Genomic DNA, 22,382 nt, shown 5'->3' on the forward strand with positions numbered 1-22,382 from the left:
TTCTATTCCTTCTAACCAGCCGCCATGGCCGGGCATCATCAATCAATTGGCAGGGGAGCCTGCCTCATCTCGTCGTCTGGCTGACGAAACCCAGGGTCTGGTTCGCCAGCGGCGCCTTGAGGCAGGCCAGGCGACCCATCAGGGAGAGCGCCAGGTTGCGACCCGCCACCAGGGGACCGTGGCCGTTGGAGAAGAGCTGGGCCAGGGACGAGGTCAGCCAGATGGTGTGGGCCTGATCGTCCCGGCGTTTTTGCCAGTAGCCGCTCAGCACCTCGAAGCTGCCGATGTCCTCCCCCGCCGCGAGCGCCTTGCCAACCGCCTGGGTGAGCAGGTCGAGGTCGCGCATGCCGAGGTTGAAGCCCTGGCCGGCGATGGGGTGCAGCAAATGGGCGGCATTGCCCACCAGCACGGTGCGCTGGGCCAGGGGATAGTCGGTGGCCGCCAGCGCCAGCGGGTAGACATGGCGGCCGCCGGTCTGCTGGAAGCGCCCGAGGCGCCAGCCGAACGCCTGTTGCAATTGCGCGAGGAAGGCATCGTCATCCAGCGCCATCAGCGCATCCGCCTGATCCCGCCGCACGCTCCACACCAGGGAGGAGAGCCCGTCCTGCATCGGCAAGAGCGCGAGCGGCCCCCCCTCGGTGAAGCGCTCGAAGGCGCGGCCGGCGGGATCCTCCGCCGTCTTGACGGTGGCGATGATGGCGCTCTGGCCGTAGTCGTGGCGGGTCACCGGCAGCTTGAAGTGCTGGCGCACGGTGGAGTTGCCCCCATCGGCCGCCACCAGCAGCCGGGTCTGGTAGTGCTCGCCACTGGCAAGGCGCAGCCTGACCCCCTCCTCCAGCGGAACTATGTCCGCCAGCTGGGCCGGGCAGCAGACCTGGATGTGCGGGCACTGTGCCATCCCCTGTTGCAGGGTGATCCCCGCCGCCGACAGCTCGATCACCTGGCCGAGCGCCGGCAAGCCATATTCCGCTGCCGAGAGGTGAGTCTGGCCGGCATGGCCCTTGTCGGAGACATGGATATGGGTGATGGGGGCGCAGTGGGGGGCGAAGCGCGGCCAGAGACCGTGCCGGGTGAGGGCCTCGCAGGTGCCCGCCGACAGGGCGATGGCCCGGGCATCGAAGCCGGGGTGCGCATTGAGCTCGGGGGCGCTCGCCTCCAGCAGCAGGACTCGCAAGGGCTCGCCATCCGCACCGCGCAGGGCCGCGAGGGAGAGTGCCAGCACGGCGCCGCTCATACCGCCGCCGACGATAGCCACATCGACGTGAACCAGATCAGATTGAGACATGAGATGAGGGAGAAAGCTGAAAACGTGGGGCCATGCTACCACAAAGCCCGGGGGCAGGATGCGACGGCGCGGGCAAAAAGCGCAGTGGCGCCCGGTGGTTAACCCATTTCCCCTACCCGGGCGAGCCCGCTGCCACGCTCGCCACACCCGCCACAAAAAAGAGCAGAGCGCCAAGGGGCGCTCTGTGTCATCTCTCTGCCGGCGAGGCTCAGTGCAGGGTCGGCGGGGTGCTCGGAGTCTCCGGGCGCTTGCCAAACTCCTCGAACGCCATCATGACGCCGAGGCGCACGTGCTCGTAGAGCACCAGGAAGGAGGCTTCGTTCTCCTCGTCTTCCTGATCGAACTCGGCGCTCACCTGGGTGATGCTGGCGATATCCTGGATCATCTCCTGCAGCTCTTCCGAGGCCCGGGAGAGCTCCTGCTGCACCACGCCGAAGCCGGCGAGGAAGGCCTGGGACCAGTCCACCAGGGAGTCGATGCGCTCATCCAGCGGCGCCTCATCGCTCGGCAGCAGCAGCTCGACCCCCTTCTGGGCCATCAGGCTCTCGATGACACCTTGATAGAGGTCGGTCATCACCTGGCGCACCGGGGCCGGCAGACCGAAACCGTCGTTGACCAGATCGTTGAAGGGGGGCAGCCAGCTCTTGTCGTCCAGCGCCACGCCACCGCAGATCAGACCACAGATCACGCCATGGGCCTCGACAGCCGTCGCCATCAGCTCATGCTGCTCCATCAGGTCGGCCACGGCCGCGTATTTCAGGGGGGTTGTTTTGCTCATCTACGATCCGCTCAAAGTTCAGGCAAATATGCGAAATTTATGGTCAGGATCCTAGCATTCTCCCCCTTCCAGAGCCAGCAAGGCCTTGAAACTTCTGCATCTGCGCTATATAGTCCCGCCCAGTTGTCCACGTGGATAAAGGCGGAGAAAAGCCCCGCCGTATTGAGGAAGGCATGAGCATAGAGGCCGTAGAAATCGTCATTCTGGGACGTCCCTACAAAGTATCCTGTCCCCTGGGACAACAGGACGCCCTGCGCCAGGCCGCCGACCAGTTGTCGGACAAGCTCATCGACTTGCGTCAGCGCTCCAAGGTCTCCAGCAACGAACAACTTGCTGTGATGGCGGCGCTCAATTTCTGTCATGAGCTTTGCCTTGAAAAAGAGAAAAACCACCAATACTCTGAGACCATGGACAAGCGGATCAAGATGCTGCAGCGCACCATAGAAGCAGCCCTGATCGAGCACGGACAATATGGCGAGTCCAATGAAGAAGAGGGCCTGCAGCCCTAATCGCCACCTGTTTCAAGAATTCCCTGGAGTGTTTGTCAGCCGGTTCAAGTCCCCGAGCCGATATTCATACCAAACAGGGGATCTGCCTTCTGGCTATTGCGCATGCTCGGCTCGACCGAGAAGCCTGCGGTCAGACACGATCCCCGCCTTGAACCGACGGTTCAAGGGCCCAAACCGGCAACGGCATTCCGGGGTGCCAACTAAAAAGCCCGTCAGTATACTGACGGGCTTTTTCTTTGCCTGCTTCCTGCCAACATGGCGAGCCGCTCTGCCACTTCACATATCCCCAGCCGCCTATTGCTGCCAGGCTGCATCAAGGCAGAGTGTTACCTTGGCTCACCTTCCCCTATCTCCCCACCTTCTCGCAGGATAGGTACCCATGAAAAAGCCCGCCATGATGGGCGGGCTTTTGGCTGGCGAGGGCGCGTCAGACGGCCATCTGCTCGTGGGGTGAGCCGTGATGGCGCAGCCAGAGGAAGCTCAAGGCCACGATCAGCACCATCACCGTCATGATGGCACCCAGGGTCAACTGCCCCTGCATGGGGAAGCTAGCCGCCAGCAGGGTGACGATACCCGCCCCCAGGTTCTGCATGCCGCCGAGGATGGCTCCGGCCGTCCCCGCCTGGCCCGGGAAGGGCTCGATGGCGCAGGAGGTGGCGGTCGGATAGAGGATGCCGCTACCGATGAAGTAGACGGCCGCGCCGCCCACCAGGGAGGCCGCACTCACCAGCCCGAACAGCCCGGGCAGCAGGATGATGAGGGACCCCAGCCCGAGGAAGGCGATGCCGAGGCGCATCAACTTGCCCTGACTCAGGCGATAGCTCAGGCGGGCCGAGAGCCAGGCCCCGAACAGGTAACCGGGCAACGGCAGCACGAACAGCACGCTGACGGTGCGGGCGCTCAGTTTGAGCACATCGCCGAGCAGCACACCGGCCGCCGCCTCGAACACCGCGAGCCCGGCGAAGGTGGCCATCAGGCAGAGCAGGTTGCCCTGGAAGCGCGGGTTGCCGAGCACGTGGCGGTAGGCGGCGCCGACTCGCAGCGGCTGCTGGCGGGCCGCCTCGGGCAGGGTCTCGGCGAACCAGAGTAGCAGCGCCAGCGTAGTCAGGGCGCCGAAGCCGAACAGGAACCAGTATCCGGCGCGCCAGTTGAACAGCTCGGTCAACCAGCCACCCAGCACGGGGGCCAGCAGCGGGGAGAAGATCACCCCCATGCTCACCAGGCTGTTGGCCCGGTTCAGCTCGGCGCCGTTGTAGCGATCCCGCATCACGGTGCGGCTCATGGCGCCGCCGGCCCCCGTCCCCAGCCCCTGGATGAAGCTGCCGGCCAGCAGGGCCGCGAAGTGCGGGATCAGCTGTATGGTCAGGGTGCCGACCAGGAACACCATCATGCCGATGAGCAGCACGGGGCGGCGACCAATCCTGTCCGACAGGGGACCATAGACGAACTGGGAGAGACCGTAGGGGATGAGGTAGCAAGCCATCACCGCCTGCAGCTGACCGGAGGCCACATGGAAGTCCCCCGCCATCATGGGAATGGAGGGCACATACAGGGTCTGGGTCATCTGACCCACGGCGACCATCAAGATGGTCAGGAAGAAGAGGGGATAGAAACTGTGCCGATTCATAGCTGTCGTCCGCAAATCATCAAAATGCTGCCACGCCCCTGGCAGAGGGCTGCGAGGGGATCCAAACAAGGTCACTGAGGGTAAACACACAAGGCGGAGGACCCGCACCTGCCAGGAGCAGGACGCTCTTCTGGCAGCGGCAATATTAGTGATTCATATCACAAAAAACGAACGAATCTTTATAATCTGCTTTCCCTAGTTTTTCTAATGTGACGGGGCAAACTGCCCCGTCGGACATAAGAATCAGAGGCTTATCTGTGTTCACCCCCTCCTCTGGCGGCCGCTTAGCCGCACGCCGCCAGGGAGGGTCGGGCGGATGTCGCTGACGGGGGCAAGCCCCCCTCGAGGAGCAGGCAACGCTCCCCCATCTTGAGGGCCAGATCCTCGTCGTGGGTCACCAGCAGGAGGGCGCAACCTGTCTCGCCGAGGGCCTTGTCGAGGCAGGCCATGGTCTGCTGCTGGCTGAGGGGGTCGAGCCTGGAGGTCGGTTCATCGGCAAACAGCAGCACGGGGCGCAGCAGCAGGGCACGGATCAGGGACAGCCGCTGCAACTCGCCACCGGAGACCTGGCCGGGCAACCGCTCGAGCAGCCGGGGATCGAGCCCGAGCCGCTCGAGATAGCCATCCAGCGCTGACCGGGACAGCCGATGGCGGCGCAGCAGATCGTCGAACAGGGGGCCGAGGCGCACCCGGCTGGCGAAGGCCTGCACCGGATCCTGATAGAGCTTCTGCCAGCGGTGGGGTGCTATCCCCGCCCTTCGCCTCACTCGCCCCGCTCGGGGCGACTGTAGGCCGAGCAGCAGGTTGCCGAGGGTGCTCTTGCCGACACCACTCGGGGCCATGACGGCCAGCCGTTCCCCCTCCGCTATCTGTACGTCAAGCCCTTCGAACAGGGTCTGGTCCCCATAGCCCATGCCGAGCCCCTCCCCCTTGAGCAGCCACTCCCCCCTTGGCAGAAAGCGGGGAGTCGGCCAGGCCGATGGCTCCGCCGCCAGCAGCTGGCGGGTATAGGGATGAGTTGGCTGGTGCAGGACCCGCTCTGCTGGCCCCTGCTCCACCACGTCCCCACCCCGCAGCACCAGCACCCAGCCCCCCAGCCCCCGGGCCAGGGCGAGATCATGGGTGATGGTCAACAGGTGGCGGGACTCGGCGAGGTAGCCGAGCAGCAGTTGCAGCAAGCGGGCCCGGGCCCGGCTATCGAGCCCCTTGGTGGGCTCGTCCGCGATGAGCAGGCGCGCCTGCCCCAGGGTGGCTGCGGCGAAGACCGCCCGCTGGGCCATGCCGCCGGAGATCTGGTGGGGGAAGTACCCCTCACAACCGGCCAGCCCCAACCCCGACAAGGCGGCCCTGGCGTGTGCCCTGGCCTCTTGCCGCCCCCCGAGCCAGCCCTCCTCCACCTGGCGCAGCAACCCCATGGTGGGATCCAGCGCCAGCACTGGCTCCTGGGGCAGCATGGCGAGCTCCCGTCCCCAGAGGGTGCGCAGCCGCTCCGGTGTCTCCAGATCGTAGTGCCGGCCCGCCACCGTCAGCTGTCCCTGGCCGGTGAGCGGCCTTGGCAAGGTGCCCATCAGGGCGTGGGCCAGCAGGGACTTGCCGGAGCCGCTCTCCCCGATCAGGGTCAGCGCCTGTCCCGGCGAGAGCGCGAGGCTCAGCTCCTGCAACAATGTCTCACGGCCATTCCTGACCCTGATGCCTTCGATATGGATGGCGCTCATGAGGATCCTCCTGCTTTCACTGCCTGCCCTTGTCCCGGCGGTGTGGGGTCGTTCTCCCAGCGCGCCGCCCCTTGATTGAGCAACACCAAGGCCAGCAACATCACTCCCATCACGGCGATGGGAGCCAGCAGCAGGCGGGGTGCCTCCTGATAATGGGGCAGCGCCTCCGTCATCATCAGGCCGAGTTCCGGGGTCGGCGGCTGAAGGCCCACTCCGACGAAACCCAGGGTCGAGAGGGTCAGGATGGCCCCGGCGAGACCGAAGGCCATCATGGTGAGCAGTTGGGGAGCCAGCTCGGGCCAGAGGTGGCGACGGAACACATAGCCGTTGCCAAAGCCGAGCAGGCGGGAAGCCTCCACCTGGGGAGAGACCAGCAGGGTGCGGCTGCGGGCCCGCACCACCCGGTAGTACTCCACCCACTGGGCCATGGCCAGGCCGAGATAGAGGATGGCAAAGCCCCCCTGGGCCATGGCGGAGAAGAGCAGCACCAGCAGCAGGCTCGGCAGGGCCAGCACGCCGTCCGCCAGACTGCGCAGCAGGCCGTCCAGCCAGCCCCCGCACCAGGCGCTGAGCCAGCCGAGCAGGCAACCGAGCAGGGCGGCGGTGAGCACGCACAGCGCTCCCAGGGTGAGGGAGAGCCGGGTGGCCGAGGCCAGCCGCGCCATCAGGCTGCGGCCCATCTGATCCTGCCCCAATGGCTCCTGCCAGGAAGGATTCGCCAGGAAGCGGGAGAGATCCTGAGCCGCGGGATCGGACCAGACGAGGGGGGCCAGCAGGGCGAACAGCACCATCAACAGCAACAAGGCCAGGCCGGCCTTGAATGAATAAGACACAATCAGGACTCCTTGGAACCGCGGGGATCGATAAGCAGGCAGAGTAAGTCAGTCAGGGTGTTGAGCAGCACGAAGAGCGCCGCCAGCACCAGCACAGTGCCCTGCACCATGGGCACGTCGCGCCAGAAGACAGCGTGCACTAGGGCGTGGCCGATGCCGGGCCAGGCGAACAGGCTCTCCACCACCACGACCCCCTCGATGAGCAGCACCAGCTGCACGCCGGTGTAGGCGATGATGCTGACCCCGCTGTTGCGCAGGCCATGGCGCCAGAATACCCGCCAGGGAGAGAGCCCCTTGGTGCGGGCGAAGCGGTAATAAGGGGATGCCACCACCCCCAGCACGCTCTCGCGTACCACCCGGGCCAACACGCCGGAGAGGCCGAGCCCCAGGGTCAGGGCCGGCAGCCAGAGGTTATGCCCCTCCCCGTGGCCGGCGGCGCTGAGCCAGCCGAGCTCGGCGGAGAGCAGCACCATCAGCACCAACCCGAGCAGGAAGGGAGGCAGCGCCCGCATCAACACGCTCCAGCCCAGGGTCAGGCGATCCCAGAACCCGCCCGGGTGCAGGGCGCTCAGGCTGCCAAGGGGCAGCGCCAGCAGGAGCGCCAGGGCCACGGCGGCCAGCGCCAGGGAGAGGGTCGCCCCCAAATGATGGGCAATCTCCCCCGAGACCGGCGCCCCTGTCACCAGCGAGTTGCCCAGATCCCCCTGCAGCAGGGCCCCAAGCCAGTCGCCGAAGCGGCCGAGGGCCGAGCCCGCCAACCCAAGCTCACCGCGCACCGCGGCGGCGGCCTCGGCGGTGACATAGTCATAGCCATAGCGGCCGGCGGCGATGCGAAAGGCGATGTCTCCGGGCAGGGACTGCACCATCAGAAAACAGAGGCCCGCCACCAGTAGGGCCACCATCAGGGCCTGCACCAGCCGCTGGCTCAGGATCCCCATCACGGCGCTCATGGAGATGCCGTTCATGGCCGGCCCCAGGAGAGCCGGGTCAGGTAGTAGCTGCGCTCCTGGGGATCCAGTTCAAAGCCCTTGAGATCCCGGCTCACCGCCGCGCTCTGGCGATACCAGGCGATCGGCAACAGGGGCAGTTCCTGCTGCAAGCTGGTGGCGATGTTCAAGCGAAGTGCGGCGGCCTCATCGGTAGGCAACTTGTCCCGCCCAAGCCGGGCGAGCTGACTCGTCAGGGCCGCAGATTGCCAGTTCATCACCCCCCAGTCCGAACCACCCGGAGCCAGATCCCCCATGAGGGTCACCAGGGGATCCGGCACCAGGGCGTAGTTGCGCGCGTAGAGGCCGAGCTGGAGGGTGCCATCCTGATGGCCCGCCGGGATCTCGCTCGAGTTCCCCACCGCCACCTTGAGATCCACCCCCACCGCCTTCCACTGGGCCTGCAGCGCCGTGGCCAGCAGCGGCAGCTCTGGCCTGTCCGGGAAGGTGCGCAGGGTCAGGGCAAAGCGGTCCCCCCCTCTTTGCAGCACACCGTCGCTCCCCAACTGCCAGCCCGCCGCCGCGAAGGCCGCCTGGGCGGCCTTGACGTCATAGACCAAAGGGCTGAGCCCGGGCTGGTGCCACTCTCTCAGACTCGGGGGGAAGAGCTGGGTCGCCGCCATCTCGGGATCCCGCAGCAAGGCGGTCGCCATGCCGACCCTGTCGGTGGCGAGGCTGAGTGCGCGGCGCACCGCGGGCTCACTCAGACGCGGGTCGGCACCATTGAGCTTGAGCTGTATGGTGCGCGGCAGGGTCACCGAGGCGATGGTCACCCTGGGCGCCTGCTGCAGACGACGGATACTCACAGGATCCAGCCCCCATGCGATGTCCGCCTGACCGCTCTCGGCCATCAGGGTACGGCTCTCGGCGCGCCCGACCGTGAGATAACTGACCTGCTCGATGGCGGGCTTGGGGCCATCCCAGCCATCGAAGCGGATGGTTTCGACCCGCTGGGGCTGCTGCAACCGGGCTATCTGATAAGGCCCGGAGCCGATGACCCGGATCACCTTCCCCCTGTCGTCATAGGCGGCCCTGGCCAGGATCTGGGTGCTAGGGTGGGCCAGCACGGCGGCCAGGGGGGCGAAAGGCTCATGCAGGGTCACCAGGAGGGCCCCATCCCTGGCCTCCATCATGGCGATAGGTGCGCTTTGCAATACCCCTGGCTTCCCCCTGGCCTGCTGCAGTGCCCAGGCGACTTGCTCGACACTCACCTCGGTTCCGTCGTGAAAATGGGCCTGGGGGCGCAGGGTAAAGCGCCACTGCAAGCCATCCTCAGACACCGACCAGGCGCCGGCGAGGCCCGGTAGCAGCCTCCCCTTGCCATCGACCTCCACCAGTGTCTCCGCCACCTGCAAGCGGGTGAAGAAGACCCCGTTGCTGGCGGGGTCCAGGCTGTGGATTTCCCAGGGGCCGACCATGGAAAGCGGTTTGCCATGGGCGCTACTTATGCCCGCCACCAGCGCCAGTGTGCACCATGCTGCATGCCTGTATCTTCTTGTCATCCTGTCCATCCAAACGAAAATCATTACCAAGCAAAAGTGATTCGTTATAACATAACAGATCGGCGTAATGAAAATATTTTCTGAACGGCGATGGATAATGACCATTGGCACAAGAGGCGGGGGTTAGGAGGGTATGAACGGCTGCTCCCCGGTTAACGACCAAGCACAACCCGGTACCGCCCCATGAGAGCAGCGAGAAAATGGATAAAAAAATGGCCCCTCTTCGGGGCCATCACTTCATTTGTCACTCAGCGGGTCATCATGGACTGCACCCGCTTGGCCGCCTCTTCCGGCGTCTCTTCCTTGCGCGGCGGGATGTTGATCCCCTTCTGGCAGGCGGGTCTGGCCGCCATGCGCTCCATCCAGGCCTGCAGATGAGTCAGCCCCTCGATGGAGATGCCGCTCCACTCGTGGATCCTCACCCAGGGCCAGGTCGCGATGTCGGCGATGCTGTACTCGTCCGCCAGGTACTCGTGGTGCGCCAGGTGGCCGTCCAGCACCTCGAACAGGCGGCGCCCCTCCTTCTGGTAGCGCTCGATGGCGGCCGGGATCTTCTCCGGGAAGTAGCGATAGAAGACGTTCGCCTGCCCCATCATGGGACCGATGCCCCCCATCTGGAACATCAGCCATTGCAAGGCCTGGGAGCGGCGTTTGGGATCCTTGGGCAGCAGCTTGCCCGCCTTCTCCGCCAGATAGATGAGGATGGCGCCGGACTCGAACACCGCGAAGTCATCGTTGTCCCGATCGACAATGGCCGGGATGCGGCCATTGGGGTTGATGGCCAAAAAGTCGGGCTGCTTCTGATCCAGCGCCGACAGATCGAGGGGGATCACCCGGTAGGGCAGGCCCAACTCCTCGAGCGCTATGGTGACCTTGAAGCCATTGGGGGTGGCGGCGGTATAGAGATCGATCATCTTTGACTCCTTTTCATGGGATTGGGTCGTCAGGCCTGGGCGCTGGGGCGGGCACTGACCCGCTCATGCCAGGCCTGCAAATGAACCTGGCTGGGGGTGATGCGAAGATCCACCACCTTGCCGAAGTCGATGGTGCACAGGGCCAGGATATCGGCGATGGTGAAGCGCTCACCGGCCACATAGGGCACCTGTGCCAGCCTGGTATCGAGTTTCTCGAACCAGAGTTTGGCGTTCTGCTTGCACTCTTCTCCCCACTCGGGGAAGGGGGTTTCCCTGTCCTTGTAAAACCCCGTGATGTGGCGAAACGCCATGCCGGTGGGCAACCAGAGGTTGAACTCGATGAAACGGCTCCACATCTCTATGGTCGCCCGCTCCAGGGGCGTGCTGCCAAACAGATCCGGTTCGGGATGAATCTCTTCAAAATAGCGGCAGATGGCGAGGGTTTCACTGAGATAGGTGCCATCGTCGAGTTCCAGCACCGGGATGCGCCCGGCCGGGTTCTTCGCCAGAAAGTCGGGGCCGAGGTTCTCCCCTGCTCCCAGATCGACCTGCTGATAGGTCATCGCTATGCCCTTCTCCGCCAGGAACATCCTGACGCGACGGGCATTGGGGGCGCGCCTTAGCTCATAAACCTTCATATTACTCTCCGTGGACAACTCTTCCCTGTGCCGTGATCGCACAGAGACTCGGGCGAGCGGATCACGGCGGCGCAATACCGGTCAGTTGTAACTGTGATATGATTTGAGACATATCATCAGTAGGACTATCACTAATGAAATCATATCTTTATAGCCGGATCTCGACTCTACAACAAGTTAGCGGTTTTGGTATAGACCGCCAGATCGCAACAATTAACGAATTCCTAGAGAACGCTGTCATAGATAGCCGCTTAGGCTACCAGCTTGATCCGAACGACTATGAGATCCTTGAAAGCGATATAGGGAAATCCGCCTTCAAAGGTAGTAACTGGCAGCCAAACAGTAACCTTGGCAGGTTTTACGATGATGTGATCAACAAGCGTATAACCAGTGGGGCTCTGATCGTTGAGAACATCGACCGATTGACCCGCCTTACTAACTATGCTGCGGCACATAAGCTCACAACCTTGATCACTCATGGCATCGACATTATCGAGGTTGAATCAGGAACCTGCTTTTCCATGAGGATCCCTGAGTCAAACTCAATTCTGAACATGTCCATATCTAGGGCACATAACGAGTCCAAACGAAAATCCAACATGGGTCAGAAAACTTGGGCGAACAGGATCACTAAGCTGAGGGACGAGGGTAAGGCAAGCGTTAAGATTTGCCCGAGGTGGTTAACGGTACAAGACGGGAAATACATACTCGATACTGAGCAAGCAGCGATATTACTTTCAATTCATCAACAGTACCTAGATGGTCATGGAAGCTCTGCAATTGTCCGTCGATTGAATGATGAAGGTAAACTAAACAATGGCAAACCTTGGAACACCCTTACACTTCACAAAGTACTAAAAGATGAACGTCTTACTGGAAAGATGGTTATTGGTAAACAAAGGATTGTTGATACAAATAAAAGCGAAGAAGAACAGAATGAACAAAGAAAAGAAATAAAAAGCAATCTAATTGTTGTTGACAATGCTTTCCCTGTTGTTGTTAATCAGGAACTGTTCAATCGAGTTCAAACTAAAATAAACTCATCAAAACATGGAACACATAAGCCCAAGACAACTAAGTTAATGCGAAACTTGTTTAATGGCATTAGTACTTGTGGGATATGTGGAAACCCATTTATTGTTTGTTCTAATGGGCGTGGGAATCAATTCTACACTTGCCTTGGTCGCCGCTCTGAGAAGACATGTACTAACGTAGGTGTAAACTACACTCAGTTCGAAACCTCTATCTTAAAGCACATCAAAGAACTGAATTGGAGTTCTATCTATACAGGTGAGAATGATAAGACTGACGCTATTAATGAGTGTCGCTTAAAGATCGTAGATGTTGAACATAGGATTAGTGATTTCAATAAAGAACTTGTGGATTTAGATGATAACGATCTTGAGCTTCGGATCATTCGTATAATAAAAAAGAACAAAGAGATTCTAAATGGATTAGTCTCAGAGTTAAATGGTCTCATGGCTAGTACTGATACTTATACTGATTTCAATCCTGATTTGGAGTTAGTTCATGATCAGGCAAACACACACCTCAGACAAGATACCAATGTTGCGTTAAGAAAGGTTATAAAACAGATAGCTATTGTTCGTGATGGCAACTTGGTTCAATGTTGGATTAAGTACTACACCGATGCGATTAGCCACCTATTCATTTATGACATAAAGAAAAATGATGTAATAAGCAAATCTCACATCACTGATGATGGCGTTTTCCATTTTGATTCTGGCAATATAAAAATTAGTACTGGAGAGATTTCTATTACAGGAACAGAATTCAAAGAAGAAGATAAGATTGCTTTTGAACTCTGGGGACAGATGATGGAAGATGCTACGTCTCTAGCAGTGGATATTGCCAAGAATAATATCACATTTTAATCAGCTCCCGTTAATGGTCTCAATCGGTGCAGTGTGGTAGGGTATCCGTCATTTACCACACTATGCACAAGGAATTGTAGTTTTGAGCAAAAAAGCAGCCAAGATCGGAGACATTGGCACAGACCATGACGGGTTCCATCCTACGGCCATTACAGCAGGCTCACCTGATGTGTTCATTGACGGTATCCCCGCCGCTCGTGTCGGTGATCCCCTCGCCCCCCATGACAAGCCAAACAACCCGCCACACCCCCGTTCTATCGCTTCTGGTTCATCAACTGTGCTCGTGAATGGCAAGCCTCTGGCTATCACTGGTGGTGCTGTGGATTGTGGTGGTGTGATCATCGGTTCTGGCACGGTCATAGTGGGAGACATGGCACCAGTAGCCCGAACTATGGCAATGGCCCCACAACCTGCCGCACCAGTAGAGATCCCCGCTAAAAATGCGTACTGGCCGCCTTATGACTTTGCCCAGGGTAAGTATCTTGAAGTCGTATACGTGACGCCACCTAATGACTTTGCAGTACTGACCCTAGAAGAAGCAAACGAGCTGCTACACAACCTATACGATGAGGCTGGCGGTAAAGATACCATCGGTAAGATCAACTCTTACCATGGCCTCTATGACGGCCTCAAAACTACTGTTGAAACGGCAAGGGGGCTTGGTGGTATGGGCGTGATGGCCTATACGAAGAACATCAAAGGCGTTGACTATGTGATCATCAAGAACTATCGCCGCCATGCTCAAACCTTGATGAAGGGGAACAAGTGGAAGGCCAACAACCCTAAGGTGGTTCAAGCAGGCATTGGTATCAATGATGTGAAGGGGGCAGTTCGATATGCAAAGGTCAATGTCGGCGTAGAGATTGTGTTTGCAACTGCTGTGAATGCGGTTGACTTCATCATGCGTGATGATGCTACCCTAGCCGAATTTGTCGGTAATACATCTGGGGATCTTACAAAGGGGCTAATCAGCCTAGGAGTTGCTGGCCTCGCCGTTGTGATGGTTCCTGCTACTGCTGGTGTCATTGCTACTGGCTTTGTATTTGCTTTCTCTTCATTCCTAACAGGCCAGCTTTTAGACTATCTTGATGAGCAGTACGGATATACAAAATCTCTCAATGGAAAAATTAAAGAGGTTCTAGAGTGAATTATATAAGGGTGCTTTTCTTCAGTATTATAGTTTTTGTTTGTGTATTCTTTGGATTGGATATACTAACAAAAGCTTTCGGCACTCAGCGAGATATATATGTTATAAATGGAATTCTGAATTACTGGGCCATATTCTCAGGTTTCCTGTCCAGCCTAATTATAATTTACTATTGTATAGTTGAGATACTAAAGAGGAAACCACCAGCATCATTCCTAAGGGAAGGCATTTTAGTAAGTTGTGTTATAATAGCTCCACTTCTATCTTTTGCTTTGAAGGAAATGACGTTGCAAAGAGCTAGTGGTTATGTTGAGTGCAAGAGTCTACATAAACTAAGCTCCCGCTTCTCAAGTACAACATATGCAGTTAATAATGAAGCCTGCATAAAACTTGAAGAAACGAAAAAAGTCCCATGAGGGGCTTCCTTAATTTTGACATTCTAGAAAGAATAATTAAATTCCCGTTAATCAAAAAATGAGGGATCATTCAATGTGCTTTCTTTGTGGAAACAGTGTAACTCAAGAAGAACACGCTTTTGCTCTGCGTCGAATTGCAGAGTTAGAGACTAGATTACATAGTGTAGTAGATGATAATGCATTATTGAGAATTGAGGTGATGGAACAACAAACCAAAGTACATGAACATGAATCAATTGAATATGATGATGGTTACTATCATGCATTCGATATCAACACCCCAACTGTATTTTCAGTACTTAGCTTCATTACAGATCAAACAACATTAAGTAATCCATTTACTGACCTTGAGGCATATGAAGAGAAAGTACAAGATACCATCAATAAGATTGATTGCAATCGAATAAAAGAAATTGCATATAAAATTGGAAAACAAAAATTCAATACCTCACTTAACTCATTGGTTGTTGAGGTAACATACACAGTGAGAATGACTAATCTCACAATACATGAAATCGATACTCTCAAAAAACTCACTGAGGGTTCATTTATCGATAGCATTAGAACATCTAATAATGAAATGGATATTGTTGTTGATGGTAAACCTCTTCACCTTATGTATTCATTTGGTGCACGGGGAGATAACGTAGATCAATTGGAGATTGAACTTAGTTATTACGTCCCTCATCGGGATGAACCACTCAATGAAAACTATGCACGTACTTTACTTGAGTCACTTGCATCACATGCACTCTACGCTCAGTGGAGTGTGTTGGAGAGTAAGAGAAAGTAGAAATGAAAAAAGGCCCCATTGGGGCCTTTGTTGTATAACGTCATTCATATTTATTATGGTGCTGAGAAACCAAGTGCATTAGTCTCTGCTTTCATTGTCTCGGCAATACATAAACCGCCAGCTCTAATCTTTGAGCATTTATTGTGAAGATATACATAGAAGCGAACCCATGTTGCACCAGCCGGTATTGTCACAAAGAAGTTACTGATTGAACCAACTGATGTTCCAGATGGGCCGTTTGCTTGTGTATACCAAACTCCGCCCTGCCCCTCTATTTGATAATAAACATCATATTTTCCGGGGTTGTCATAAACTTTAAATGGAACTTCCACGTTGTTTAGGGTTATCTTCTGTGCAAACTCTTGACTACCAACACTAAGCCTAAAGAACTCATGTTCTGTTCCACCATTTAAAATAGTGTTTCCAGATGTTCCCTGGTTGAAGTAACCCTTCCTGTAAATGTCGCCTCTGAGATCTGCTGAACTCAAAACTCCACGAATGGTTGCATTCACTGCTGTTAGGTTTCCAGATTGATCAACCTTAAAGTTGGGACTCGATAAGAAGAAATGGCTTGGATGACCACTGATGTAGTTACCACCACACCAAACAGCATTTGTAAATGAACCACCCTGAGCATTGATTGTACCTGTAAAACTTCCTGATGTGGCTGTTATTGTTCCAACTATATTGGCATTCTGGGCATGGAGATATCCATTACTGTGAACTCTAAATGGAGCTGAGGCGGGATCAGTACCACCACTGTATATCCTCCAATCACCTTGACCTGATAGGCTGGCCGAGCTGGCCCCGCTTCCCACCCGGATTAGAGACAGTGCTGAGATTTCATTACCAGTGATTGACCCTGCTTGGATCTGAGTAGCAGTTAGGTTTCCAATCAAGGCATTCTTAATCATTGTGTTTCCATTTCTGATCTCGAATACTGCTTGGGAATTTGTACCTGTACTAACTCTGAAAACATCTGTTAAGAAATCAACAGTACTGGTGGTTCCATCATTGCCTAATTGGAGACCCGATACCTTACCATTCACATCTAACTTGATTGTACGTAGGGCATTCACCTTCCCATCTACTTGGCTAATAGCTTGTGTCTGGTCAGTAATGACAACACCCTGTGCCTCAACCTTTGTATCTAGTTGTGCCAACTTAGTGTTGGTTGTCTCAATGAGAGTTTTGTTTTCAGTGATGCCAGTCTCAGTGAGAGATACTCGATTTTGGAGAGTGGTTATCTCACCACCTTGAGTTGCCAATTCCTGATTAACTTCTGCTAGGTTCTGCTCAATCTCATCGAAACGTGGGCTATCTGTTAGAAGATCATCAATGCTGGACTCTTTGTAATAGATCGGGGCTGATAGTACTGCCCCTGACGATGGATGACCGTATACATCTCGATGTGCAACCCATATCCATCCCTCTTTTGGTGCAGTACCACCAAGTACTTGAGTCCACCATCCAACAGTACTGGATGCAAGATAGTTTGCAGATGTTGGGGGATTTGTTTTGAACTCAGTTACCCATAGATCTGTTGCATCATAGTCAGAAATCTGATCACTTGGGTTCAACCATTGCACAGTGAGATTAACTAGCTGAGAACGTACCTCAACAGCCGCAGGCTGCGACATTGGTTCATTGTATGCATTGGTATTGGCAACTGCTCCAACGTCCCCAAAAATCGATACAGGGTGTATGATGGCGAATACATTACGTGATAGTCCATCTTGTCTGTTTCTATCTAGGGTGTATACGAAAGTTGGATCAGTAACTATGTGTGTACTCTTGACGTTTGATACTGTGTTGTGTGCAATCTGTACTTGATAGTAACTCACTAGCTGGGATAGGTCTGTGTATCCCTGTACTGGGTTTCCAGAGGCATCTATGGGGCCTTTGATGGCGTTCCATGTGATGATGGCATCACGGCCTGTGAAGTCTGCAACAAGACCTGTGACGGCTGGGAGATTCACCACACGGGCAATTTGAACGTTAAGTAACTCAGTCCAGCGACTTGCACCGATACTCGCCCAGCACATGACCCGAAAATCATACCGTGTTCCCGTCTCTAGATTCACCACCGTTACCTGCTCACCTGCAACAGTTTGGTAATCTACCCACTCAGTACTGGCAGACTTCTTGTATTGAACCTCATTACGTTGCTCACCCTGATACACTGCTGTCCATTTGAGTATTCCATTACCCTGTACTGTGCCTGTGTTCTGAGTGAAGATGAGATTACTTGGGGGAGAGATGATTAGGGATGGATCCGGCAAGGAACCACTACTACCCCCAGGCACATACGAACCCCTGTTATAGACTTCCTCAATGTACTCAGAGCACTCAATCTCAGATACCAATATCTTGTCGTCCATAGATGATTTGATACTGATAACTCGAAATGGTTTATTGACCATGTTAAACATAACATTGGAGATATTGACCACATCACCAAGTTTTAGTTTTGTTTGAGTATTATCAATCTTGAAACTAATTGACTTCTTCACTAGTTGAGCAGTTTTCATTGCTCTGTTAGCAAAGAACTGTACTTGATCGTAGTTACCATTTAGACCATCTGCGAGATATGGAAGTTTTAGTACTTTTTCTTTTATAAATCCGTCTTTGGCAATTGTGGGATCTGTCTTTCCATTTTGTGGTATTACATATTGGTCTTGGCTGTAGTTTGAGTTGATGTTTAGATATTCAACCTTAATGGTATTGCAATAATCAGATGCACCACTGTTTAGTACTTTCACCTCAGATAACATGTTTAGTTCATTGAGTGATGCAACAGCAGGTGATTTATCTAGTACTCTTGCTCTTAGTAGTCCTGATTCCAAATAGAGAACACCACCAAATGTATTGGCGAACTGTTCCATTATCTCACCCTTAGTACTTTCTTGGTTAATGAAGCCATCAAAGTACAGAGCCTGCTGATCACACCAATTGCACAACAGAATGAAACTGGTTATATCTATGTCTTCTGGAAGGTATGAAAGGCCATAGTACGTATCTAGTAAGTATGTGAGGATCACACAGCCGGGGTTTCTAAATGATGTTCCCCATGTTCTGAGTGCCTTGTTATCTCGACCATGACAGTTAGGATCTGTTCTGGGATCAATAACTGCATTACCCTCAACGAGCATTTCCCATCTGTTCTTATCACCCATAAAACGAATGTCATTATCACCTCTTGTGTTGATCCAACGTTCAGCCAGTACTGACACAGAACAGATACCATCACCACGGAATGATGCCGTGATCTCTCCATCCGAGTTATCTATGATTGGTTGGAACATATTGGTTTCGGTGGTCTTACCTTTCTTTAGTCCCACTGAGACATTGGGGTACTCAGCACTAATACCTTGTTGATGCCATCCAATGGCTTGATCACGAACAACAGGGAAGAATGGAACACCATTGATGTATATCTGTTGTATTGATTTAACCTCACCAATGCCAGCACTGAATAGTTGAGTTAAGTACTTAGTATTTGTGTTATTTGTGTTGTTGTATACCTGAGCAAGTGGCACTAAGCATTTACCAAAAGGTACAAGCATTGGGTTATCTTGACCACGACGATCAATCCCCACGCCACTATCTGGCATGTCTGTTGATGGTTGTTTTGCACTGAGTGATATTGCAAGTGATACCGCTGATGCCACAATAGATATGACTGAGGTGATAATCGCTGCTGCTGCCATTTTTAATTCCTTTTTATTATTCTTATGTTATGGGTTGCTTCCCGCTCCCCTCTATTATTTTTGTTTACGTCTATATGCCTGAGCTGATTTATGCTCGTGTATCTTCACATCTATGAATGGAGCGAATCCAAATATCTCATTCTCACCGCCAGTAACACCGAAGAGATAACCGCAATAGAAGAGATATGAGTGAGTACCATCAAGTACTAACAGATCTCCATCTTGCATGAAGTTGTGATTGAGTAGTTCAATGCCATTACGTTCCATGTATGCATTTAGGTCTGGAGCTTGTAGTATCTCGGGCAGTACTCTCACTGCTCCCCTAACCGTCTTAAAACGTCCTGCAATGCGTTCTAAGCCATCCTGTGATTCTGGGGTATCAACCCATTCCAAAAGCATTGTGAAGCAGCATAGAGTGCTTGGGGCTCTTTGGTGGCCCCTGTATTTGCTTATTAGTTCTTCTATATCCATTATCGTTTCCACATTGCATCATCTTTCATATCCACGTTTGCGTACTTGAAAAAGTCATCAGTGGGATTGTGAAACTTATGAGTCTGGTTATTAGCTCTCATGAGTTCTTGTTTCCCTGACATATCAAAGATTGAGTAGCAAGACATAGACAAGGTAACGAACATATTGTTTTCTTGATAACCCACATTCTGTTCGGGATGAGTACCCCACCCTTTCCAGTATGTTTCCTTGGATTGAATGTTGTTGCTGCTGTCATCAAAGAATACTCTGCGTATCTCTACTCTCACACGCTGAACGTTGATTGCATTCATTACATTTAGTATTGAGGGATCTAGTCCAGTCAGTACTAAAGTTAGAGGTTGTGCTTTGATTGTATTTTCGATTGTTGTCTTGCTGATTGACAGCATGGATCCCATGGAGAGATAGAGATCACCGTTTGTGTCTTCTAGATCTATTGGTGCAGTTGTCCATCGTACTATCTGGTTTACCTCTGGGATTGATCTTAGGTCGATTGATACTGTACTTGCTATATTCATTAGAGTACTTCCTTAAAGCTTAATGTGATTGATTCTGCCCTGCCCTGCTTCATGGTGAATGAGTTCCCCTCAAGACGGACTTTCAATTGAGGATTGGTGAAGTTAATTCTTGATGTTGCTGTAACAGTGAATCTTGCTGCGGGGAAGAAGTTGTAATTATTTCCAGATGCAGCAGTAACCATGTATACCTTTGTGTCATTTGGGAAAGTGAAGTAGCTCCCGACAGGGATTTGATTACTGTTAAGTTCCATTGATGTACTACCAATGAGTACTTGAGAACTGTTTAGAATGTTTGTGGCATTGGGAACAGTGAAGGGGTTAAACCATCCATTGTCTGATCCAAGATCTAGCATGAAGGGGTTTAGTTGCCCTCTGATGTTTAGTAGTGCTGCCTGTAGTCTTTTCATTTCCTGTGCATCTGCAACAGTGATGGTGAACTTCCCCTCAATACGATGAAGACCCGTGCCAATACTGTTACCCTTCATATTGATACTTTCTGAGTAGAAAACAGGTGTATTGTGAGTTATCTCAACATCTGATATTCGCCAGTTGTTTATACTGATTGTTTCCATTGTGATACCTATAATTATTATTTTTGTATGTAGGTATTTACTGGGAACAAAAAGGCCCCCAGATTTGGGGTGTCAAATCTGGTACAGTTCACTATCTACATATGATAATATTTCTCAAATATGGCTATTGTCGGCAGGGGGGCAGGATGGAACAGAAAGATTCACTAACAGAAAAAATGATAAAATTGCTAACAGAAGAAATGAAAGAATCACTAAAAGAAGAAGATGAAGAATCAATAACAAGCCAAATGAAAAAAGATAGTGAATTCCAGTCTAAAAGAAAGCAATTGATTGCAATAAGTGTTTTGTTAATGGCAATGAGCCTATCAGACGCACAACTCAAAGAAGCCAATACCTTCATATTCAAAATTGATTTCTCAAATTCTGCTGCATTTGGTTGGATGGTGTTCTTTGGTGTGATTGTTCTAATTATTAGGTACTACTCGTTCGCTTTCAAATATCATTCTTATCTATATGATGTTTGGGCTAACGCAATGATGAAAGACAGAAGGGTGTTCACATATTATTTTGATGATGACAATACCAGTGATTACATACCTCATGGCTTGCTTAGTAAACTCAAGGGGCATTCATGCTCAAATAGCATTGACGGTTATTCTTTCGAAAGGGAAAAAATTGAACCAAAATATGTAATGAAAGGGATTTTGAAAAGAGGGATAACATATGATTGCAACAATGGATACGAAATAACAATAGAAGATATCAACTTAAATGATTTCTATGAGTGCTGGACTAGAAAAGATTTTCTCGAATTATTAAAGATAGAGTTTGAATACCAAAAAAATTCAATCTTTAGACGACCTGAGTATCTAGATATATCATTACCATACTTCATAGCGTGCCTGTCTTTACTATCGTTTTTATTTAAATATCAGATCCTTTATTTCTTACAGTAGAAATAGAAATGCCCTGAATGTTTAGGTTCAGGGCTACCTTTATTGATCATTATGAGAGTGTAAGCATTAGCCTTGTGTATGCTGTACGCATCTTGATCAGGTCATCGGTACTAATTGGACACTCATATTCCTGTAGTAAAGTCATCACATCCCCCTCATACCCTGCTGGTTCTGGATTCTTCCCGTCACCATGGATCACCAAATTGTCAGTTTCATCATTGCGGTATGTGATCTTGAAGTCCCCTAACTGGATCACGGTCAGCTCGTCGTCTACCTGGAACATGTAGCCGCCCTCAAAGAGAAGGCGTATAAGCTGCACTGTATAGGGCTGATCTGGTCTCTTGATGCCGTCTATGCTGCTGGAGCGGCTTAGCTCAGTTGTCCCATTGAGGCAGTTGAATACCACATGAATTTCTAAAGTCTTCATTCAGCTGCCCGTCCCTTCATGCCGTTCTTGATGTTGAGGTTCATAGTGTGCTGTTCACCTTCGCTGATGGGCTCCCCATTGAAGGTGCAACGCCATTCTGATTCTTGCTTATCGAGGTTGAAGCACTCATAGGGTTGTTTGGGTTCTGGGCTACAGGCACTAAGTAGAAGTGCAGATAGTAGTATTATAGTTTTTGACATTTTAGTTTTTCCTTATAGTTGATATTAATTACTTTTCTTACGGTTACAGATCCCGTAGATGGTGCTTAGAGGAATACCGTACTGCTCTGATAGTTCTTTACCTTTACTGCCGGATTGATACAGCTCGTCTAACTTATCCTTTAAATCAGAATCTAAGCGTGTGTAGTTAGAAGGACGATTAGCTTTCTGACAATTCTGGGACTGCGTTATCCACTGAAGGTTTGAATAACTGTTATCAGTTTTTATTCCGTTCTTATGGTCGACGACGTAGTTATTACTATCATCAGGTTTTGGAATAAAGTGCATAGCCATCAAACGATGAACACTGATCGTGTGTTGCTCTTTGTTTGGAAGACATAGCGTGACTTTTAGATACCCGTTATTGGTGTAGTTCTGCTTTAGGACTAAGCCTGTTGTGATGTTCTGAACCTCCTGAGTGTTCTTGTCGATGGTATAGTTAGTTTTTATTCCGTTGATAACGATTGTAGCTTTCATAGTTATACATCCTTGT

The 22,382-nt window shown here is 52.8% G+C and carries 19 protein-coding genes, 1 other RNA gene and 1 pseudogene; 6 read left to right on the forward strand and 15 right to left on the reverse strand.

Annotated features, from left to right (window positions below; all coding sequences use genetic code 11):
• Positions 1–64: 64 nt before the first annotated feature.
• Together ubiH and ACT5M9_RS02655 are read right to left on the reverse strand one after the other, a co-directional pair.
• Entirely contained in the window at positions 65–1,285 is a 1,221-nt protein-coding gene (gene ubiH, locus ACT5M9_RS02650; protein ID WP_457978174.1) for a 2-octaprenyl-6-methoxyphenyl hydroxylase, read from the reverse strand.
• Between the two features lie 208 nt (positions 1,286–1,493).
• A complete protein-coding gene (locus ACT5M9_RS02655) occupies positions 1,494–2,063 on the reverse strand; it encodes a UPF0149 family protein (RefSeq protein WP_438548452.1) in 570 nt (189 codons plus the stop codon).
• Between the two features lie 173 nt (positions 2,064–2,236).
• Here ACT5M9_RS02655 and zapA point away from each other — a divergent pair, with 173 nt between their 5' ends.
• A complete protein-coding gene (gene zapA, locus ACT5M9_RS02660; protein WP_438548453.1) occupies positions 2,237–2,572 on the forward strand; it encodes a cell division protein ZapA in 336 nt (111 codons plus the stop codon).
• A gap of 17 nt (positions 2,573–2,589) precedes the next feature.
• A non-coding RNA gene (ssrS, locus tag ACT5M9_RS02665) (6S RNA) lies at positions 2,590–2,771 on the forward strand.
• A 228-nt stretch (positions 2,772–2,999) separates the two neighbouring features.
• Here the strand turns inward: ssrS and emrD are convergent.
• From emrD to ACT5M9_RS02700, 7 genes are all read right to left on the reverse strand, one after another.
• Positions 3,000–4,199, reverse strand: coding sequence for a multidrug efflux MFS transporter EmrD (emrD, locus tag ACT5M9_RS02670; RefSeq protein WP_457978172.1), 1,200 nt, complete (start codon positions 4,197–4,199; stop codon positions 3,000–3,002).
• Positions 4,200–4,483: 284 nt separating this feature from the next.
• On the reverse strand, positions 4,484–5,914 hold the full coding sequence (locus ACT5M9_RS02675; RefSeq protein ID WP_457978170.1) for an ABC transporter ATP-binding protein: 1,431 nt from the start codon (positions 5,912–5,914) through the stop codon (positions 4,484–4,486).
• Complete coding sequence (locus ACT5M9_RS02680; protein ID WP_457978168.1) at positions 5,911–6,747, reverse strand: ABC transporter permease; 837 nt, start codon at positions 6,745–6,747, stop codon at positions 5,911–5,913. The genes ACT5M9_RS02675 and ACT5M9_RS02680 overlap by 4 nt, the downstream gene beginning before the upstream one ends.
• 2 nt (positions 6,748–6,749) lie before the next feature.
• Positions 6,750–7,712: an ABC transporter permease gene (locus ACT5M9_RS02685; RefSeq protein WP_457978166.1), complete on the reverse strand. Its 963-nt coding sequence runs from the start codon at positions 7,710–7,712 to the stop codon at positions 6,750–6,752.
• Positions 7,709–9,151 carry an ABC transporter substrate-binding protein gene (locus ACT5M9_RS02690; RefSeq protein WP_520395657.1) on the reverse strand — a complete coding sequence of 481 codons (1,443 nt, stop codon included), beginning with the start codon at positions 9,149–9,151 and terminating at the stop codon, positions 7,709–7,711. Before ACT5M9_RS02690 ends, ACT5M9_RS02685 begins: the two co-directional genes overlap by 4 nt.
• A gap of 332 nt (positions 9,152–9,483) precedes the next feature.
• Complete coding sequence (locus ACT5M9_RS02695; RefSeq protein ID WP_457978163.1) at positions 9,484–10,149, reverse strand: glutathione S-transferase family protein; 666 nt, start codon at positions 10,147–10,149, stop codon at positions 9,484–9,486.
• A 29-nt stretch (positions 10,150–10,178) separates the two neighbouring features.
• Positions 10,179–10,787, reverse strand: coding sequence for a glutathione S-transferase family protein (locus ACT5M9_RS02700; protein WP_457978162.1), 609 nt, complete (start codon positions 10,785–10,787; stop codon positions 10,179–10,181).
• Between the two features lie 134 nt (positions 10,788–10,921).
• Between ACT5M9_RS02700 and ACT5M9_RS02705 the strand changes: the two genes are divergently transcribed.
• From ACT5M9_RS02705 to ACT5M9_RS02715, 3 genes and pseudogenes are all read left to right on the forward strand, one after another.
• Positions 10,922–12,682, forward strand: a complete 1,761-nt coding sequence (locus ACT5M9_RS02705) for a recombinase family protein (RefSeq protein ID WP_457978160.1) — start codon at positions 10,922–10,924, stop codon at positions 12,680–12,682.
• An 82-nt stretch (positions 12,683–12,764) separates the two neighbouring features.
• A pseudogene (locus ACT5M9_RS02710) lies at positions 12,765–13,037 on the forward strand (type VI secretion system PAAR protein); the annotation flags it as partial.
• 1,281 nt (positions 13,038–14,318) lie between these two features.
• Positions 14,319–15,038 carry a hypothetical protein gene (locus tag ACT5M9_RS02715; protein WP_457978158.1) on the forward strand — a complete coding sequence of 240 codons (720 nt, stop codon included), beginning with the start codon at positions 14,319–14,321 and terminating at the stop codon, positions 15,036–15,038.
• A 53-nt stretch (positions 15,039–15,091) separates the two neighbouring features.
• Here ACT5M9_RS02715 and ACT5M9_RS02720 read toward each other — a convergent pair whose 3' ends face one another.
• Genes ACT5M9_RS02720 through ACT5M9_RS02735 form a run of 4 tightly spaced genes read right to left on the reverse strand, consistent with a single transcriptional unit; the run spans position 15,092 to position 20,327 of the window.
• Positions 15,092–18,748 (reverse strand): phage tail tip fiber protein, encoded by a 3,657-nt coding sequence (locus ACT5M9_RS02720; RefSeq protein ID WP_457978157.1) that lies wholly within the window; start codon positions 18,746–18,748, stop codon positions 15,092–15,094.
• Between the two features lie 54 nt (positions 18,749–18,802).
• Positions 18,803–19,219: a hypothetical protein gene (locus ACT5M9_RS02725; RefSeq protein ID WP_457978156.1), complete on the reverse strand. Its 417-nt coding sequence runs from the start codon at positions 19,217–19,219 to the stop codon at positions 18,803–18,805.
• The gene (locus tag ACT5M9_RS02730; RefSeq protein WP_457978154.1) at positions 19,219–19,755 is read right to left on the reverse strand and encodes a hypothetical protein; all 537 of its coding nucleotides are present in this window, start codon (positions 19,753–19,755) and stop codon (positions 19,219–19,221) included. Before ACT5M9_RS02730 ends, ACT5M9_RS02725 begins: the two co-directional genes overlap by 1 nt.
• On the reverse strand, positions 19,755–20,327 hold the full coding sequence (locus tag ACT5M9_RS02735) for a hypothetical protein (protein WP_457978152.1): 573 nt from the start codon (positions 20,325–20,327) through the stop codon (positions 19,755–19,757). Before ACT5M9_RS02735 ends, ACT5M9_RS02730 begins: the two co-directional genes overlap by 1 nt.
• A 146-nt stretch (positions 20,328–20,473) precedes the next feature.
• Between ACT5M9_RS02735 and ACT5M9_RS02740 the strand changes: the two genes are divergently transcribed.
• A complete protein-coding gene (locus tag ACT5M9_RS02740) occupies positions 20,474–21,244 on the forward strand; it encodes a hypothetical protein (protein ID WP_457978151.1) in 771 nt (256 codons plus the stop codon).
• A 49-nt stretch (positions 21,245–21,293) separates the two neighbouring features.
• Here ACT5M9_RS02740 and ACT5M9_RS02745 read toward each other — a convergent pair whose 3' ends face one another.
• Both ACT5M9_RS02745 and ACT5M9_RS02750 read right to left on the reverse strand, forming a co-directional pair.
• The gene (locus ACT5M9_RS02745) at positions 21,294–21,671 is read right to left on the reverse strand and encodes a hypothetical protein (RefSeq protein ID WP_457978150.1); all 378 of its coding nucleotides are present in this window, start codon (positions 21,669–21,671) and stop codon (positions 21,294–21,296) included.
• A 224-nt stretch (positions 21,672–21,895) separates the two neighbouring features.
• Positions 21,896–22,366: an HNH endonuclease gene (locus ACT5M9_RS02750; RefSeq protein ID WP_457978149.1), complete on the reverse strand. Its 471-nt coding sequence runs from the start codon at positions 22,364–22,366 to the stop codon at positions 21,896–21,898.
• Positions 22,367–22,382 lie beyond the last annotated feature (16 nt).

This window comes from Aeromonas sp. AE23HZ002T15, assembly GCF_054165525.2.

Excerpts from the sequence above, each read along its gene's own strand:
- zapA (WP_438548453.1), top strand. The coding sequence starts at position 2,237 with ATGAGCATAGAGGCCGTAGAAATCGTCATTCTGGGACGTCCCTACAAA.
- ACT5M9_RS02720 (WP_457978157.1), bottom strand. The coding sequence starts at position 18,748 with ATGGCAGCAGCAGCGATTATCACCTCAGTCATATCTATTGTGGCATCA.
- ACT5M9_RS02740 (WP_457978151.1), top strand. The coding sequence starts at position 20,474 with ATGGAACAGAAAGATTCACTAACAGAAAAAATGATAAAATTGCTAACA.
- ACT5M9_RS02690 (WP_520395657.1), bottom strand. The coding sequence starts at position 9,151 with ATGGTCGGCCCCTGGGAAATCCACAGCCTGGACCCCGCCAGCAACGGG.
- ACT5M9_RS02745 (WP_457978150.1), bottom strand. The coding sequence starts at position 21,671 with ATGAAGACTTTAGAAATTCATGTGGTATTCAACTGCCTCAATGGGACA.
- ACT5M9_RS02675 (WP_457978170.1), bottom strand. The coding sequence starts at position 5,914 with ATGAGCGCCATCCATATCGAAGGCATCAGGGTCAGGAATGGCCGTGAG.
- ACT5M9_RS02730 (WP_457978154.1), bottom strand. The coding sequence starts at position 19,755 with ATGAATATAGCAAGTACAGTATCAATCGACCTAAGATCAATCCCAGAG.
- ACT5M9_RS02750 (WP_457978149.1), bottom strand. The coding sequence starts at position 22,366 with ATGAAAGCTACAATCGTTATCAACGGAATAAAAACTAACTATACCATC.
- ACT5M9_RS02695 (WP_457978163.1), bottom strand. The coding sequence starts at position 10,149 with ATGATCGATCTCTATACCGCCGCCACCCCCAATGGCTTCAAGGTCACC.
- ACT5M9_RS02725 (WP_457978156.1), bottom strand. The coding sequence starts at position 19,219 with ATGGATATAGAAGAACTAATAAGCAAATACAGGGGCCACCAAAGAGCC.
- ubiH (WP_457978174.1), bottom strand. The coding sequence starts at position 1,285 with ATGTCTCAATCTGATCTGGTTCACGTCGATGTGGCTATCGTCGGCGGC.
- ACT5M9_RS02685 (WP_457978166.1), bottom strand. The coding sequence starts at position 7,712 with ATGAACGGCATCTCCATGAGCGCCGTGATGGGGATCCTGAGCCAGCGG.
- ACT5M9_RS02735 (WP_457978152.1), bottom strand. The coding sequence starts at position 20,327 with ATGGAAACAATCAGTATAAACAACTGGCGAATATCAGATGTTGAGATA.
- ACT5M9_RS02715 (WP_457978158.1), top strand. The coding sequence starts at position 14,319 with ATGTGCTTTCTTTGTGGAAACAGTGTAACTCAAGAAGAACACGCTTTT.
- ACT5M9_RS02705 (WP_457978160.1), top strand. The coding sequence starts at position 10,922 with ATGAAATCATATCTTTATAGCCGGATCTCGACTCTACAACAAGTTAGC.
- ACT5M9_RS02700 (WP_457978162.1), bottom strand. The coding sequence starts at position 10,787 with ATGAAGGTTTATGAGCTAAGGCGCGCCCCCAATGCCCGTCGCGTCAGG.
- ACT5M9_RS02655 (WP_438548452.1), bottom strand. The coding sequence starts at position 2,063 with ATGAGCAAAACAACCCCCCTGAAATACGCGGCCGTGGCCGACCTGATG.
- emrD (WP_457978172.1), bottom strand. The coding sequence starts at position 4,199 with ATGAATCGGCACAGTTTCTATCCCCTCTTCTTCCTGACCATCTTGATG.